General features: G+C 74.2%; 10 protein-coding genes. 1 reads left to right on the forward strand and 9 read right to left on the reverse strand.

Features of this window, described 5'->3' with window-relative positions:
- Positions 1-149: 149 nt before the first annotated feature.
- From ffh to ACFWOG_RS10910, 5 genes are all read right to left on the reverse strand, one after another.
- Positions 150-1,715, reverse strand: coding sequence for a signal recognition particle protein (gene ffh / locus ACFWOG_RS10890; RefSeq protein WP_329951698.1), 1,566 nt, complete (start codon positions 1,713-1,715; stop codon positions 150-152).
- Positions 1,716-1,913: 198 nt separating this feature from the next.
- Positions 1,914-4,415 carry a [protein-PII] uridylyltransferase gene (locus ACFWOG_RS10895; protein WP_380356896.1) on the reverse strand — a complete coding sequence of 834 codons (2,502 nt, stop codon included), beginning with the start codon at positions 4,413-4,415 and terminating at the stop codon, positions 1,914-1,916.
- 120 nt (positions 4,416-4,535) lie between these two features.
- The gene (locus ACFWOG_RS10900; RefSeq protein WP_327681022.1) at positions 4,536-4,874 is read right to left on the reverse strand and encodes a P-II family nitrogen regulator; all 339 of its coding nucleotides are present in this window, start codon (positions 4,872-4,874) and stop codon (positions 4,536-4,538) included.
- Positions 4,874-6,256: an ammonium transporter gene (locus ACFWOG_RS10905; protein WP_329951673.1), complete on the reverse strand. Its 1,383-nt coding sequence runs from the start codon at positions 6,254-6,256 to the stop codon at positions 4,874-4,876. Before ACFWOG_RS10905 ends, ACFWOG_RS10900 begins: the two co-directional genes overlap by 1 nt.
- A gap of 288 nt (positions 6,257-6,544) precedes the next feature.
- Positions 6,545-7,999, reverse strand: coding sequence for a hypothetical protein (locus ACFWOG_RS10910; protein ID WP_329882875.1), 1,455 nt, complete (start codon positions 7,997-7,999; stop codon positions 6,545-6,547).
- Positions 8,000-8,578: 579 nt separating this feature from the next.
- Between ACFWOG_RS10910 and ACFWOG_RS10915 the strand changes: the two genes are divergently transcribed.
- Positions 8,579-9,253: a bifunctional DNA primase/polymerase gene (locus ACFWOG_RS10915; RefSeq protein WP_329882874.1), complete on the forward strand. Its 675-nt coding sequence runs from the start codon at positions 8,579-8,581 to the stop codon at positions 9,251-9,253.
- 185 nt (positions 9,254-9,438) lie between these two features.
- On the opposite strand, the gene ftsY is transcribed toward ACFWOG_RS10915, so the two are convergent.
- From ftsY to ACFWOG_RS10935, 4 genes are all read right to left on the reverse strand, one after another.
- Positions 9,439-10,644: a signal recognition particle-docking protein FtsY gene (gene ftsY, locus ACFWOG_RS10920; RefSeq protein WP_380356900.1), complete on the reverse strand. Its 1,206-nt coding sequence runs from the start codon at positions 10,642-10,644 to the stop codon at positions 9,439-9,441.
- A 46-nt stretch (positions 10,645-10,690) separates the two neighbouring features.
- Positions 10,691-14,305, reverse strand: a complete 3,615-nt coding sequence (gene smc, locus ACFWOG_RS10925) for a chromosome segregation protein SMC (protein WP_380356903.1) — start codon at positions 14,303-14,305, stop codon at positions 10,691-10,693.
- 284 nt (positions 14,306-14,589) lie between these two features.
- Positions 14,590-14,793, reverse strand: coding sequence for a hypothetical protein (locus tag ACFWOG_RS10930; RefSeq protein WP_327681011.1), 204 nt, complete (start codon positions 14,791-14,793; stop codon positions 14,590-14,592).
- Between the two features lie 422 nt (positions 14,794-15,215).
- Positions 15,216-15,515 (reverse strand): acylphosphatase, encoded by a 300-nt coding sequence (locus ACFWOG_RS10935; RefSeq protein WP_329951671.1) that lies wholly within the window; start codon positions 15,513-15,515, stop codon positions 15,216-15,218.
- Positions 15,516-15,529 lie beyond the last annotated feature (14 nt).

Genomic DNA, 15,529 nt, shown 5'->3' on the forward strand with positions numbered 1-15,529 from the left:
GGGCCCCCCGGCCCCGGGGGGGGTTCCCCCACCCCGACCCGGGCCGGGGGGCCCTTTATCTACACCCCAACCCCACAAAAAGGGGCCTTGCCCCGGCCCCGCCGCCCGGAGGTTCCGGGCGGCGGGCCGTCGAAGCGGACGACAAGGGCCTACAGCAGGTCCTTGAACTCCTTGGGCAGCTCGAAGTCGGACGGGCCCTTGCCCGCGCCGAGGCCGAACGCACCGCCCTCGGCGGGCGCCTGGCCCGCGCCGGGGCCGAGCGCGCGCCGCTCGGCGGCCGCGGCCTCCTCCTGCGCGCGCTTCAGCGGGTTGCCGCTCTTGCGCTTGCCCTTGGCGGCCGGGGCCTTCTTCGCGGACTTCTTCGCGCCGCCGCCCATCCCCGGGATGCCCGGCATCCCGGGGATGCCCTTGCCGGAGGCCATCGCGGACATCATCTTGCGGGCCTCGAAGAACCGCTCGACCAGGTTGTTGACCTCGCCGACCTGCACACCCGAACCCTTGGCGATACGGGCGCGCCGCGAACCGTTGATGATCTTCGGGTCGGTCCGCTCGGCCGGGGTCATCGACTTGATGATCGCGCCGACCCGGTCGACGTCCTTGTCGTCGATGTTGTTGATCTGCTCGCGGATCTGGCCCATGCCCGGCAGCATGCCGAGCAGCTTGGAGATCGAGCCCATCTTGCGGACCTGCTCCAGCTGGGACAGGAAGTCGTCGAGCGTGAAGTCCTTGCCGCCGCCCTGCAGCTTGGAGGCGATCTTCTCGGCCTCGGCCTGCGAGAAGGTCTGCTCGGCCTTCTCGATCAGCGAGAGGACGTCACCCATGCCCAGGATGCGCGAGGCCATCCGGTCCGGGTGGAAGGCGTCGAAGTCGTCGACCTTCTCGCCGTTGGAGGCGAACATGATCTGCCGGCCGGTGACGTGCGCGACCGAGAGCGCGGCACCGCCACGGGCGTCGCCGTCGAGCTTGGAGAGCACGACACCGGTGAAGTCGACGCCGTCGAGGAAGGCCTGCGCGGTGGTGACCGCGTCCTGGCCGATCATCGCGTCGACGACGAACAGGACCTCGTCCGGGTCGACCGCGGCACGGATGTCGGCGGCCTGCTGCATCAGCTCGGCGTCGATGCCGAGGCGGCCGGCGGTGTCGACGACGACCACGTCGAACTGCTTCTGCTTGGCGTACTCGATCGAGTCCCGCGCCACCTGGACCGGGTCGCCGACGCCGTTGCCCGGCTGCGGGCCGTAGAACGCGACACCGGCGCGCTCGGCGACGACCTGCAGCTGGTTGACCGCGTTGGGGCGCTGGAGGTCGCAGGCGACCAGCAGCGGGGTGTGCTTCTGCTGCTTCAGCCAGTGGCCGAGCTTGCCCGCGAGCGTGGTCTTGCCGGCGCCCTGGAGGCCCGCCAGCATGATCACCGTCGGGCCGTTCTTGGCGAACCGCACCCGTCGGGTCTCGCCACCGAGGATGGCGATGAGCTCCTCGTTGACGATCTTGATGATCTGCTGGGCCGGGTTCAGCGCACCGGAGACCTCGGAGCCGAGCGCGCGCTCCTTGATCTGCTTGATGAAGGCCCGGACGACCGGCAGCGCGACGTCCGCCTCCAGCAGCGCGATGCGGATCTCGCGGGTGGTGGCGTCGATGTCCGCCTCGCTGAGGCGGCCCTTGCCCCGGAGGTTCTTGAACGTCGCTGCGAGGCGATCGGAAAGGGTGTCGAACACGTCGTCGCGGGTCCTCTGCGGCATCGGTATCAGTACGGTCGTCGCCCCCAAGGGTATCCGGCCGCCCCGGGAGCGGTCTCCACCCGGGCTCGCCGAGCCCCGCCCGAGCCCCGGACCAGCGCCGGACCAGCGCCGGACCGGCCCCGTCCACGCCCCGCCCGTGCCCCTCCCGGGCCCCGGACAAGCCCCCTCCGAGCCTCAGCCCAGCGCCGCCCGGACGGCCGCCGCCACCTCGCCGGCCCGCTGCGCGGCGAGCGGACGGCCCGCCTCGTCGGTCAGGTAGAAGGCGTCGACGGCGTCCGCCCCGAGCGTGGACACGTACGCCGTCCGGACCCGTACCCCGGCACCGTCCAGTGCCCGGCCGATCCGGTGCAGCAGCCCCGGCGCGTCGTGCGCGCGCACCTCCAGCACCGTCGCCGTCGACGAGGCCACCGGCGGCGCCACCGCGACCAGCGGCGGAGGGGTGGGGATGCCCCGCCGGCGCGGCGCCGCGGCGTCCCGCTCGGCGAGCCGGCGCGAGACGTCCAGCGAACCGTCCAGCGCCCGGCGCAGGTCGGCCCGGAGCCGGGCGGCCTCCGGCAGCTCGCCGAACTCGGCCGCCACCGTCCAGGAGAGCAGCAGCACCGGCCCGGCGCCGATCGGGTCCAGCTCCCGCAGTCCGGCCGAGCGGACGGCCAGCCGGTGCAGCGCGAGCACCCCGGCCACGGTGCCGAGCAGACCGGGCCGGTCCGGAACGGCCAGCAGCAGCCGCACGCCCATCGGCTCGGCCCCCGTCTCGTCCACCTCGGCCTGGGCGAGCAGCGAGAGCGCCGGGCCGCCGGTCAGGGCCGCCTCCACGGCGAGCCGCTCCTGTTCGGCGGTCGGCTCGGCCTCGACGGGGTGGGTGTACCCGCGGCCGAAGGCCGCGGGAGGGCGGGCCCCGGCGAGCCGGGCGGCGGCCCGCTCGGCCAGGCCGTCCACCAGCGAGGCCCGCCAGCGGCTCCACGCGGCCGGGCCGGTGGCCAGTGCGTCGGCCTCGGTCAGCGCGTGCAGGAGTTCCAGCTGCGGCAGGGTGGTGACCACCTTGGTGATCGCGTCGACGGTCGCCGGGTCGTCCGGGTCCCGCCTGGTCGCGGTGTCCACCAGGGTCAGGTGGTGGCGGACCAGCACCGCGAGGGTCTCCACCGACTCCGGGTCGAAGCCCATCCGGGCCGCCACGTCGCGGACGATCACCTCGCCGGCCTCGCTGTGGTCACCGGGCCAGCCCTTGCCGATGTCGTGCAGCAGCGCGGCGACGAGCAGCAGGTCGGGCCGGGCCACCCGGCGGGTCATCGCGGCGGCCCGCACCGCCGTCTCCACCAGGTGCCGGTCCACCGTCCAGCGGTGCACCGCGTTGCGTTGCGGACGGCACCGGACCCGCTCCCAGTCCGGCAGCAGCCGGGTGATCAGCCCCTCGGCCTCCAGCGCCTCCCAGACCGGCAGGCAGGCCTCGCCCGCACCGAGCAGGGTGACGAGCTGCTCGCGCGCCTCGTCCGGCCAGGGCACCGGCAGCGGGCGGCATTCGGCGGCCAGCCTGCGCACGGTCGCGTAGGAGACGGTCAGGCCGTTCTGGGCGGCGGCCGCCGCGGCGCGCAGCGGCAGCACCGGGTCGGCGGCGGGGCGCGCGCCCTGGGCGAGCACCGCCTCGCCGTCCTGCTCGACCACGCCCTCGGCGAGCGGCCGGCGGTCGACCGCGCCCCGGGCCACCGCGCCCGCACCGCGCCCGGACCCGCCGAACGGGCCGGCGAACGGGAAGGGGAGCCGGTGCGGGCGCCGGCCCCGGGCCGAGCGGCCGGCCAGCACCCGGTCCACCGCCCGCCAGGTGACGTCACCCGCGTAGGCGATGGTCCGGGCCGCCTCGTAGACCTGGCGCAGCAGGGTGTCCGCGTCCAGGACGCCGAGCCGCTCGGCGACCTGGTCCTGGTCCTGCAGGCTGAGCCGTTCGGTGGCCCGGCCGGTGACCAGGTGCAGGGCGTCGCGGACGTCGGCCAGCCGGAGCGCGGCGGCGTCCAGACCGTCCCGGGGCGCGTCGGCCAGCCAGGTCGCGGCGACGGCGTTGAGCGCGACCACGTCGCGCAGGCCGCCGCGGGCCTCCTTGAGGTCGGGCTCCAGCAGGAAGGACAGCTCGCCGTGCCGTTCGGCCCGCTCGCGGCCGAGTTCGCGCAGTTCGGGCAGGCGTTTCGGGGCGCTCGCCCGCCAGTCGGCGAGGACGGCGGAGCGCAGTGCGGCGGTGAGTTCCGGGTCGCCGGCCACGTGCCGCGCGTCCAGCAGGCCGATCTGCGCCTTGAGGTCGGCGGCGGCGACCGACCGGGCCTCGGCCGGGGTGCGGACGGAGTGGTCGAGCGCGGCGCCGGCGTCCCAGACCGGGTACCAGAGGCGCTCGGGCAGCGCCGGGTCGAGCGGGCCCTCGTGCAGCAGCAGGACGTCGAGGTCGCTGCGCGGGGAGAGTTCGCCGCGCCCGTAGCCGCCGACCGCGACCAGGGCGACGCCGCCGGGGGCTCCGGCCGCCTCCAGCAGGCCGGCCAGCCAGTCGTCGGTGAGCGCGGACAGCGCGGCGCGCCGGTCCCGGCCGCCGGGACCGGGAGCGGCCAGCAGCCGGGCCCGGGCGGCGACGTGGTCGAGGGTGCCACCGCCGGAGTCGTCGTGGGAGTCGTCGCGGAGGTCGTCGGTTCCGGTAGCCATGCGAAGTCCCCGTCCGTGGTCGTGCGGGTGGAGCGAGCGGCGCCGATACGCCGTCAGCGGACCTGCGACCGGGGGTGGTCGCAGGCCCGCCTACGTGATCATCCGAATGCTAGGGCGTTCCTAGAGGGCGTCGGGGCCGCGTTCACCGGTCCGGACCCGGACGGCGGTGTCGACGGGGACCGCCCAGACCTTGCCGTCGCCGATCTTGCCGGTCCGGGCGGCCTTCACCAGGACGTCGATCAGCTGGTCGGCGTCGTCGTCCTCCACCAGGACCTCGATTCTGACCTTGGGCACCAGGTCCACGGTGTACTCCGCACCACGGTAGACCTCGGTGTGGCCGCGCTGGCGGCCGTAGCCGCTGGCCTCGGTGACGGTCAGGCCGTGCACGCCGAAGGCCTGCAGTGCGGCCTTCACCTCGTCCAGGCGGTAGGGCTTGATGACGGCGGTGATGAGCTTCATCAGGCGTCGACCTCGGTCTTCTCGGTGCTCTTCGGAGCGACGGCGGGGGCGGCACCGGCAGGAGCACCGGCGGCGGGGGCGGCGGCGACGACCGAGGCGGCCGGGGCGTGCGCGGTCCGGGCGAGGCCGGCGCCCAGGGCGCTGAAGTCGTACGCGGACTCGGCGTGCTCGGCCTGGTCGATGCCGGCGACCTCGACCTCCTCGGCGACCCGGAAGCCGATGGTGCGGTCGATCGCCTTGGCGAGCAGCCAGGAGAGCACGAAGGAGTACGCGCCGACCACGGCCACGCCCATCGCCTGCTTGCCGAGCTGCTCCAGCCCGCCGCCGTAGAACAGGCCCTTGGCGGTCTGGCCGACGGTGCCGGTGGCGAAGAGGCCGACCAGCAGCGAGCCGATCGCCCCGCCGACGGCGTGCACACCGACCACGTCGAGCGAGTCGTCGAAGCCGAAGCGGTACTTGAGGCTGATCGCGGCGGCGCAGGCCGCACCGGCGATCAGGCCGATCGCCACCGCGCCGAGCGGGGAGACCGAACCGCAGGCGGGGGTGATGGCGACCAGACCGGCCACCGCGCCGGAGGCGGCGCCCAGCGTGGTGAACGCGCCGTGCCGCAGCTTCTCGTAGATCAGCCAGCCGACCAGCGCGGCGGCCGTGGCGACCTGGGTGTTGATCAGGGCCATCGCCGCGACGCCGTTGGCGGCCAGGGCCGAGCCCGCGTTGAAGCCGAACCAGCCGAACCAGAGCAGCCCGGAGCCGAGCATCACCAGCGGCAGGCTGTGCGGGCGCATCGGGTCCTTGCGGAAGCCGACCCGCTTGCCGAGCACCAGGCAGAGCGCCAGGCCCGCGACGCCGGCGTTGATGTGGACGGCGGTGCCGCCGGCGAAGTCGATCACGCCGTTGCGGTCGCCGAGCCAGCCGCCGTTGCCGCCGTCGAAGAAGAACACCCAGTGCGCGACCGGGAAGTAGACGACGGTCACCCAGAGTCCGACGAACAGGCCCCAGGCCGCGAATCGGGCGCGGTCCGCGATCGCCCCGCTGATCAGGGCCGGGGTGATGATGGCGAACATCAGCTGGAAGGACGAGAAGGCGGTGACCGGGATCGTTCCGGCGAGATCGGTGACGCCGATGCCGCGCATCCCGAGGAAGTCCAGGTTGCCGATCAGTCCGGCGCCCGCGTCGGGGCCGAAACTGAGCGAGTACCCGTAGAGGACCCAGAGCACGCTGACGATGCCGAGCGAGAGGAAGCTCATCGCCAGCATGTTGAGGGTGCTCTTGGCCCGGACCATCCCTCCGTAGAAGAAGGCCAGCCCCGGGGTCATCACCATGACCAGGGCCGCACTGATGAGCACGAAGGCGGTGTCGCCCGCGCTGAAGCCGTCCGGCATCGGCGTCTCCTCTGAGTGGAAGCCGCTCCGCACCCGGGTTTCCTGTCCCGTGTACCCGGGGCGTCGGCGATGAGAAGGAGAGTGCCGAAGGCTGGTTTCGGCCGATGCGGCCGGTTGTTTCGCGGCGGTGACGAGGGCGACACCGGGGTTACGCCCGCGTGAACCCCGGCCACGCCGGACCGCCGGACGGGTTACCGTACGGCCGCTCCGCACGGGGCGTGCCGGATACGCCACCGACCGTACCGGCGGCGGCCGGTACGGTCGGCGGAGCGTGACGGGAGCGGCGGGTCAGACCACCGAGACGTACTCGGGAATGTCCTGAACCACCCGCTCCTGGAGCCGGCTGACCGCGTCGACGCCCTGGAACCGGACGGCGGCGGCCTCGGTGGTCTTGCGGACCCGGGAGTTCAGCCGCTCGGAGCGGACCTTGGTGGCGATGTCGACCGCCTGCTCGGCGAAGACGGCGGCCTGCTCCGGCTCCTTCTGCAGCAGGTGCACGCTGGCCATGCCGATCAGGTTGAAGGCGTACGAGCGGACGTGGTCGCCGTCCTGCCGGAACAGGTCGACCGCCCGCTCCATCACGGGCGCGGACATGGAGGCGTACAGCTCGGACTGGTCGGAGTGGTAGGCGAGGTCGCGGAAGGAGTGCGCGTTCTCCGCGTTCAGCTCGGCCGGCGAGAAGAACTTCAGCCAGTCCGGGTCGCCGTCGCCCTCGCGGATGTCGGTGAAGGTGTCCTCGGCCAGCCGGACCGCCCGGGCGCAGCGGTTCACCTCTCCGATGGTCGCGTAGGCGCGCGCCTCCATCGCGTACAGCAGCGACTGCTGGCGCGGGGTGGCGGTGTCACGGCTGCCGTACTGGGCGAGGTGGATCAGCTCCAGCGCGTCCTCGCCCCGGTTGAGGTGGATCATCTGGCGGCTCATGTCGGTGAGGATCAGCGCGCCGAACGGGCGGTCGCCGGCCTCCTTCGCGGCATGCAGCGCCAGCACGTAGTACTTCTGCGCACTGGGGTGCATGCCGACGTCGTAGGACATCCAGCCGGCCAGGTGGGCCAGCTCGGCGGTGAGCCGGAACAGCCGCCGGGTGGTCTGTTCGGGGTAGGTCTCCTGGAGCAGGTCGGTGACCTCGTGGAGCTGGCCGACCACGGCCTTGCGGCGCAGCCCGCCGCCGTTCTGCGCGTCCCACTGCCGGAACATGACCGTGGTCTGCTCCAGCAGTTCCAGCTCGGGCTCGGAGAGCCGGCCGGTGAAGGGCTCGCCGCCGTTGGCGGCGGTGAGGATCGGGGTGGGCGTGCCGTTCGGGCCGGGGGCGAGCCAGCGCTGCATCGGCTCGATCAGCGCGGCACCGGCGGTCAGGGCGAGCGAGGTGCCCAGGAAGCCCCGCCGGTTGAGCATGAGGTCGCTGCGCGAGTAGTCGCTGATCAGCTGGACGGTCTGGGGGGCGCTCCAGGGCAGGTCGACGCCGCCGCCGACGGTGGAGACCGGGATGGCCGCGCGCAGGCCGAGGTCCTCGATGGAGACCACGGAGCCGAAGCGCTCGGAGAACAGTTCCGACATGATCTTCGGGATCGGCTCGCGGGGCTGCTCGCCGTCGAGCCAGCGGCGCACCCGCGAGGTGTCGGTGGAGACGTGGTGGGCGCCGATCTGGCGAGCCCGTCGGTTGACCTGACGCGCCAACTCGCCCTTGGACCAACCGCTCCGGGCGAACCACGTGGTCAGCTTCTCGTTGGGTTGCTTCTCTGCCATGGGAACGTCCCCATCCCGCCCGGCCCCTGCTGCGGGGCCCCCGATCGTGACCGCCCGACGGTTGCGGGCTCTTACCGGTGCCGAACCTGCGGCGCCACCGCCGCCGGACCCACCGTCAGCTCCCCAACTCCCGGCTCCCCAGCGCCCGGAGCGGACTCCCCGACGAGGTCCGTGTGCTGAACGTAATGCCCCGCGTACCGTCCGGGGGAGCGGCCCTGGCGAAACGCCACCTTTCGCCACCCCCAGGAGTGAACCGAACCGAGTCGGCACGCGCTTGACTAGGTAGTCCCGACGGTCCGGCATATGCGGGCCGCCAAGTCCCCACCGGCACCCGGCCCTTCACGACAATGCGCCCCAGCCACAGGCGAGTTTGCCGTGCGCGCCGATCGACGCCCACCCCGCCCGCACGACGATCCGGCATCGGTGCCGCCCGCCACAAGGCGGCGCCCGAGGCACACCACCGCAACAGGCGCACTCCGCGCGCTGCGCGCCGCCACCGCACCACGCACCACGCACCAGACAATCAACACAAAGTCACCGTCCCGTAACCATCGGCGACGAGAACCTGTTGGGGGAGGCATGGACAACCTGTTCGGCGAACTTCGACTGGGGCACCTTCGGCTGGCACCGCTGGGCGTGCGCCGCCGCACCCGCGTCACCGCGGGCCAGGCGGCCGCGGAGTACACCGGCCGGTGGGGCTGGGCCGTCGTCGTCGGCGAGCCGGCCCGCGCAGCCACCACCCCGGCCGACTGCCACTGCGGCACCCCGCGTTGCGCCGCTCCCGGTCTGCACCCCGTACCCGGCGGCGGACCCTCCGCCCGCCCCGGCCCGGACGTCTCCGTCCTGTTCCCCACCGGCCGCGCCTTCGACGTGCTGGACGTCCCCGAGCAGGCCGGGCTGCAGGCGCTGGTCCGGCTGGAACGGATGGGCACCCAGGTGGGCCCGGTCCTCGCCGCACCCACCGGTCGGCTGCAGTTCCTGGTCGCGGCCGGCACCGCACGCCGGCTGCCGGACCTGCTGTACCGGATGGGCTGGGACGACGCCGCGCTCGACCTCACCTGCCACGGCGAGGGCAGCTTCGTCGCCGCCCCGCCCACCGTGCTGGGCGCCCTCGGCCCGGTCCGCTGGCTGCGCCGCCCCACCCGGGACAACGCCGGCTGCCCGCCCGAGGCCCGACTGCTGCTCGGCACCCTCGCCTACGCCTGCCACCGCGGCCGGGAGCGCACCGCCGAACCCGCCTGGATGGCCGGCTGATCGTCCGCCGGCCCCGGCCCGAACCACGAGCCGGGCCCGGCCCGGCCCGGCACGGACCACGGTCGGCCCGGACCACGGTCGGCAGGCCGGAGCGGCGAGCGGGGTCACCGGACACGACCCGGACACGCCGAAGGGCCCGCCCCTCACGGAGCGGACCCTTCTCGGAAGGACCGGGCGGGCCGGGGTCAGTCCCCGATCAGCGCGTCCACGAACGCACCCGGCTCGAACGGCGCCAGGTCGTCCGCACCCTCGCCGAGCCCGATCAGCTTCACCGGGACGCCCAGCTCGCGCTGGACCGCGACCACGATGCCGCCCTTGGCGGTGCCGTCCAGCTTGGTCAGCACGATGCCGGTGATGTCGACCACCTCGGCGAAGACACGGGCCTGGACGAGCCCGTTCTGACCGGTGGTGGCGTCCAGGACGAGCAGCACCTCGTCCACCGGACCGTGCTTCTCGATCACCCGCTTGACCTTGCCCAGCTCGTCCATCAGGCCGGTCTTGGTGTGCAGCCGGCCCGCGGTGTCCACGAGCACGGTGTCGACGCCCTCGGCGATGCCCTCCTTGACCGCGTCGAACGCGATCGAGGCCGGGTCGCCGCCCTCGGGCCCGCGCACGGTGCGCGCGCCGACCCGCTCGCCCCAGGTCTGCAGCTGGTCTGCGGCGGCGGCGCGGAAGGTGTCGGCCGCGCCGAGCACCACCGTGCGGCCGTCGGCGACCAGCACCCGGGCCAGCTTGCCGGTGGTGGTGGTCTTGCCGACGCCGTTGACGCCGACCACCAGGACGACGGCCGGACCCTCCTCGTGCCTGGTGGAGTGGACCGTGCGGTCGGCGTCCTTGCCGATCAGCTCGACCAGCTCCTCGCGGAGCAGCCCGCGCAGCTCGTCCGGGGTGCGGGTGCCGAGCACCTTCACCCGGGTGCGCAGCCGCTCGACCAGCTCCTGGGTGGGGGCGACGCCGACGTCGGCGATCAGCAGGGTTTCCTCGATCTCCTCCCAGGTGTCCTCGTCGAGGTGCTCGCGCGAGAGCAGCGAGAGCAGGCCCTTGCCGAGCGAGTTCTGCGAACGGGAGAGCCGGGAGCGCAGCCGGACCAGCCGGCCGGCGGTGGGCTCGGGGACGTCGAGGGCCGGAACCTCCTCGGCCACGGACGGTCCGGGGACGGCCTCGGCCTCGGCCTCGGGGAGCTCCACCTCCTCGACGGTGCGACGGGGCTCCTCGGTCGGCGGCGCGGCCTCCTCGCCGACGGCGGGCTCGCGCGGGGTCGGGGGCGCCGTGATGACCGGCGCCTGCGACTTCGGGGGCAGCTGCTGGCGTCGTCTGCCGGAAACGACGAGTCCGGCGATCGCTCCGACGGCGACCACCGCGATGACTACGGCAAGAATCACGTATTCCATAACCCGTCCAGTATCCGTGACGGGGGCCCGGACGGACCGCAGGCGGCTAGACCGTTGTGCTACCGATGGCGTCCGGCCGTTCCCTGACCCCTTCGCCGGCCCGGCGTCCGGGGGTCGTCCCCCCGCGCAGGCGCTGGCTGATCACCTGGGAGATGCCGTCCCCCTTCATGGTCACCCCGTACAGGGCGTCGGCGGACTCCATGGTCAGCTTCTGGTGGGTGATCACGATCAGCTGGGAGCTCTCCCGGAGCTCCTCCATGATCCCGATCAGCCGGCGCAGGTTGCTCTCGTCCAGCGCGGCCTCCACCTCGTCCATCACGTAGAACGGGCTGGGCCGGGCCTTGAAGATCGAGACCAGCAGCGCCACCGCGGTCAGCGAGCGCTCCCCGCCGGAGAGCAGCGAGAGCCGCTTGACCCTCTTGCCGGGCGGACGGGCCTCCACCTCGACGCCGGTGGTCAGCATGGAGTCGGGGTCGGTGAGCACGAGCCGGCCCTCCCCGCCGGGGAAGAGCCGGGAGAAGACGCCTTCGAACTGCGCCGCGGTGTCGTGGTAGGCGGAGGTGAACAGCTGCTCCACCCGTTGGTCGACGTCCTTGACGATGTCGAGCAGGTCGCGCCGGCTCCGCTTGAGGTCGTCGAGCTGCTCGCCGAGGAAGGTGTGGCGCTCCTCCAGGGCGGCGAACTCCTCCAGCGCCAGCGGGTTGACCTTGCCGAGCTGCTGGTACGCCTTTTCCGCCGCCCGCAGCCGCTCCTCCTGCTCGGACCGGACGTACGGACGCGCCTCCCCCGGCTCCTGCCCCTCCTCGGGCGTGGACGGCGGGACGAGCCGGTCCGGCCCGTAGGAGGCCAGCAGTTCGCCCCCCTCGATGCCGAACTCCTCCAGCGCGCGGGACTCCAGCTGCTCGATCCGCAGCCGCTTCTCGGCCCGCAGCACCTCGTCCCGGTGGCCCGCGTCGACCAACTTGTCCAGCTCGTCCTTGAGTTCGCGCCCGAGTTCGCGGTGCTCCCTCAGCTCCGCCTCACGCGAGGCGCGCGCCTGCTCGACCGCGGCCCGGCCGGCGTCCGCGCGGGCCAGCGACACCTCCAGGCAGGCCGCCAGCTGCCGGGCGCCCGCCGCGACGGCGTTCGCGACGCCCTCGTCGTGCGCGGCCCGTCGGCGGCGCTCGGCCGCCCGGGCCCGCGCCTCGCGCTCGGCGCGGGCGGCCCGTTCCAGCTGATCGGCCCGGCCCGCCAGGGCGCGGACCCGCTCCTCGTGGGTGCGGACCGCGAGCCGGGCCTCCAGTTCGGCCTGCCGGGCGGCGGTCGCGCCGGCTGCCAGCCGCTGCTGCTCGGCGGGATCGGGCTCGTCCTCCCCCGCGGCGGCCGACTCCTCGGCCGCGGCGAGACGTTCGGCCAGTTCCTCGGCGGTGGCGAGCAGCCGGTCGAGCCCGTCCTCGGCGCGGACGGCGGCGGCCGTGAGCCGCTCGGCCTCGCCGACGGCCGCCCGGGCCTGGCCGCCGAGCCGGCCGAGTGTGCCCGCGACCTCGGCCCGGTCGCGTTCCCGCTGCCGCTGCCGGAGGGCGAGTCGGTCGAGTTCGGCCGCCGACTCGCTCCGCTGCTCGGTCAGTTCGGCCAGACGTTCGGCCGACTCGGCGCAGCGGACGGCGAGTTCGCCGAGCGCGCGGGCCGTCTCGTCCACCGCCGCCCGGGTCTCCAGCAGGCTGGGCGCGCCGCCGGAGCCGCCGTGCGCGAAGCCCGCGCCGAGCCGGTCGCCCTGTGCGGTGACGGCGGCCACCCCGGGGTGCGCGGCGACCAGGCGGACGGCGTCGTCCAGCGAGTCGACCACCGCGACGCCGGAGAGCAGTTCGCCCACGGCGGGCAGCAACCCGGCCGGTCCGTCGACGAGTTCGGCGGCCCAGCGGGCACCGGGCGGCAACTCCCCGACCGGGCGGTCGGGTTCGGGCGCGCCGGCGATCAGCAGGGCGGCCCGGCCGGCGTCCTCCGCGCGCAGCAGCCGGAGCGCGCCGGCCGCCGCGGCGGGCGAGTCGACGGCCACCGCGTCCGCCGCCGCGCCGAACGCGGCGGCGAGGGCGGTCTCGTGGCCGGGGGCGATCCGCAGCAGCGCGGCCGCCGGGCCGAGCAGCCCGGCCAGCCGGTCGCCCGCGGCCAGCAGCGCGCCGCTGCCGTCCTTGCGGCGCAGGCCGAGCGCCAGCGCCTCGTGCCGGGCGGTCAGTCCGGCCCGCTCGCGTTCGGCGGCGCCGGCCGCCTCGCGCGCGGCCACGAGGTCCCGCTCGGCGGCGGCGAGCCGCTCCCGGGCGGTCTCGTGCGCGGTGTCGGCCCGTTCGTCCTCGGCCGAGGTGTCGACCCGGGACGCCAGCTCCTCGTGCTCGCACCGGGCGGCCTCGGCACGCTGCAGCGCCTCGTCCCGGGCCTCGGCGAGCCGGCCGGTCTCGGCCTCGGCGGCGGCGGCCCTGGAACGCGCGGCGGCGGCCTGCCCCTGCAGCCGGGCCAGCCCCTCCCGGCGGTCGGCGATCGCCCGGGCGGCGTCCTTGAGCCGCCGTTCCTCGGCGGCGAGGTCGCGCTCCAGCTCGCCCTTGGTCTCGACCGCCTCGGCCAGCGCGTACCGGGCCTCCTCCAGCGCCCCGGCCAGCGCGGCCTCCTCCTCGCGGACCCGTTCGGCCTCCTGCTCCGACTCCTCCGGGTCCCGTCCGCGCCGTTCCTCGGTCCGTCCGCCGGCCACCGCGTGCCGGGCCCGGGCCTCGGCCAGCCCGATGGTGCCGCGGGTCCGCTCGGCCAGCGCGGAGAGCAGGTACCAGGTCTGCCGGGCCGCCTCCAGACCCGGTCCGAGCTGCTGGACCTGGGCCTCCAGCACGGCCTCGCGGCCGATCGCCCGGCCCAGTTCCTGTTCGACGGTGGAGCGGCGCAGGCGCAGCGCGAGTTCGTCGGCGATCTCGGCCTCGACCGCCCGGCGCAGGGCGAGCAGGTCGTCGGCGAGCAGCCGGAGCCGGGCGTCGCGCAGGTCGGCCTGGATGCCGGCGGCGCGCCGGGCGATCCGGGCCTGCCGGCCGAGCGGGCCGAGCTGGCGGCGGAGTTCGGCCACCAGGTCCTGGACGCGGTTGAGGTTGACCTGCATCGCGTCCAGCTTCCGGAGCGCCTTCTCCTTGCGCTTGCGGTGCTTGAGGACGCCGGCCGCCTCCTCGATGAAGGCGCGGCGGCCCATCGGGTCGGCGTGCAGGACGGAGTCGAGCTGACCCTGGCCGACGATGACGTGCATCTCGCGGCCGATGCCGGAGTCGGAGAGGAGTTCCTGGATGTCGAGCAGCCGGCAGGTGTCGCCGTTGAGCGCGTACTCGCTGCCGCCGTTGCGGAACATCGTCCGGGTGATGGTCACCTCGGCGTACTCGATCGGCAGGGCGCCGTCGGAGTTGTCGATGGTGAGGCTGACCTCGGCGCGGCCGAGCGGGGCGCGCCCGCTGGTCCCGGCGAAGATGACGTCCTCCATCTTGCCGCCGCGCAGCGACTTGGCACCCTGCTCGCCCATCACCCAGGAGAGCGCGTCGACGACGTTGGACTTGCCGGAGCCGTTGGGCCCGACCACGCAGGTGATGCCGGGTTCGAACCGCAGGGTGGTGGCGGAGGCGAAGGACTTGAACCCGCGCAGCGTCAGGCTCTTCAGGTGCACGCGCCGGTCTCCTCACATCGCTCACCGGGCTCTGCGGCGACTGTATCCGCCCGCACCTGCGGCGATCGTGCCCGGACACACCGGTCGGGCCGGCCGGTCCGGGCCCGGCCACCGGACCGCCACCACACCGCGCCGGGCGCGGCGCCGGTCCCCGGCCCACCGGGCGCCGTCCCGAAACGCTCCGGACACGACGAAGGGACGCCACGCGGGGCGTCCCTTGCAAGCTGCGTCCCTTTCGGGGCGGCTCAGTGCACAACGACGTCGATCGAGGGATCGGGCGGGACTCAGGTGAGAGCCGGCTCCCGCTGGTCCAGATCGATGCTGCTGAGCAGCGAGTGCTCGTCAGCGACAGCGGTGAGAGCGTCGTTCTCGGCCTGCATCCGAATGAGCTCGGATTCAAGATCCTGAACGCGCTGCTGCAGCCGTCGCATCTCGGAGAGCATTCGCGGGTCGGGGCCGCCGACGTACCCGAGAAGCGCCTTTGCCATGATGAATGGTCCTCCACGCTGAGTGACCGAACCGGAACGGAACAGGTCTAGGGGGAAGGGGGACGCACGCGCGTCGCGCCCCGGCAGTGCTGGCTGGGCACTACGGCACAACCGCCGTGAGCTGGGCTCACGAGGGCATGCGCCTGCCGGGATAACGCGGTCGTGTGCGCGGGTTTCCAGCGTCTCACCAAAGACGGTACGGGTCAACACGATCACCGCACGCTACCGCGCCCCTGTCACCTGCCTGGCGGTGTGGTCACGCCGGGCGGTCGCGGGGAGGTCCACCACGAGCTCGTGGATCATCGTCCGATGCGGAGTCAACCACGAGTCTGCCCGGATGGCAACCGTACGACACCGCCAGTTGCCGATCCTTTCGCACGGGTTCCGGACCCGGCCAGGGCCGGAACCGGACCGGGTCCGGCTCAGCGGATCTCGAAGCCCTCGTAACCCGTGCCGACGGCGGTCCAGATCTCGGTCACCCCGGCGACCCGGCCCGGTGTGCCGGCGCCCCTGAGCAGGGCGAGCAGCTGCTCGCAGTCGACGGCGACGCCCTCGGCCACCACCTGCACCCGGCCGTCGCCGAGGTTGCTCGCGTAGCCGGTGAGGCCGATCTCCAGCGCCCGCGCCCTGGTCCACCAGCGGAAGCCGACCTGCTGGACCTTGCCCCGCACCCAGGCGGTGACCCGGACCGGCTCGTCACTGTGGGCGTCGCGACCGTGCATGCCCCCGACCCTAT

This window comes from Kitasatospora sp. NPDC058406 (assembly GCF_042722765.1).
Taxonomy (GTDB): Bacteria; Actinomycetota; Actinomycetes; order Streptomycetales; family Streptomycetaceae; genus Kitasatospora.

What these genes read in the sequence shown, in the direction of transcription:
- ACFWOG_RS10895 (WP_380356896.1), bottom strand. Translation starts at nt 4,415, where the DNA reads ATGGCTACCGGAACCGACGACCTCCGCGACGACTCCCACGACGACTCC.
- ACFWOG_RS10900 (WP_327681022.1), bottom strand. Translation starts at nt 4,874, where the DNA reads ATGAAGCTCATCACCGCCGTCATCAAGCCCTACCGCCTGGACGAGGTG.
- ACFWOG_RS10905 (WP_329951673.1), bottom strand. Translation starts at nt 6,256, where the DNA reads ATGCCGGACGGCTTCAGCGCGGGCGACACCGCCTTCGTGCTCATCAGT.
- ACFWOG_RS10910 (WP_329882875.1), bottom strand. Translation starts at nt 7,999, where the DNA reads ATGGCAGAGAAGCAACCCAACGAGAAGCTGACCACGTGGTTCGCCCGG.
- ACFWOG_RS10915 (WP_329882874.1), top strand. Translation starts at nt 8,579, where the DNA reads ATGGACAACCTGTTCGGCGAACTTCGACTGGGGCACCTTCGGCTGGCA.
- ftsY (WP_380356900.1), bottom strand. Translation starts at nt 10,644, where the DNA reads ATGGAATACGTGATTCTTGCCGTAGTCATCGCGGTGGTCGCCGTCGGA.
- ACFWOG_RS10930 (WP_327681011.1), bottom strand. Translation starts at nt 14,793, where the DNA reads ATGGCAAAGGCGCTTCTCGGGTACGTCGGCGGCCCCGACCCGCGAATG.
- ACFWOG_RS10935 (WP_329951671.1), bottom strand. Translation starts at nt 15,515, where the DNA reads ATGCACGGTCGCGACGCCCACAGTGACGAGCCGGTCCGGGTCACCGCC.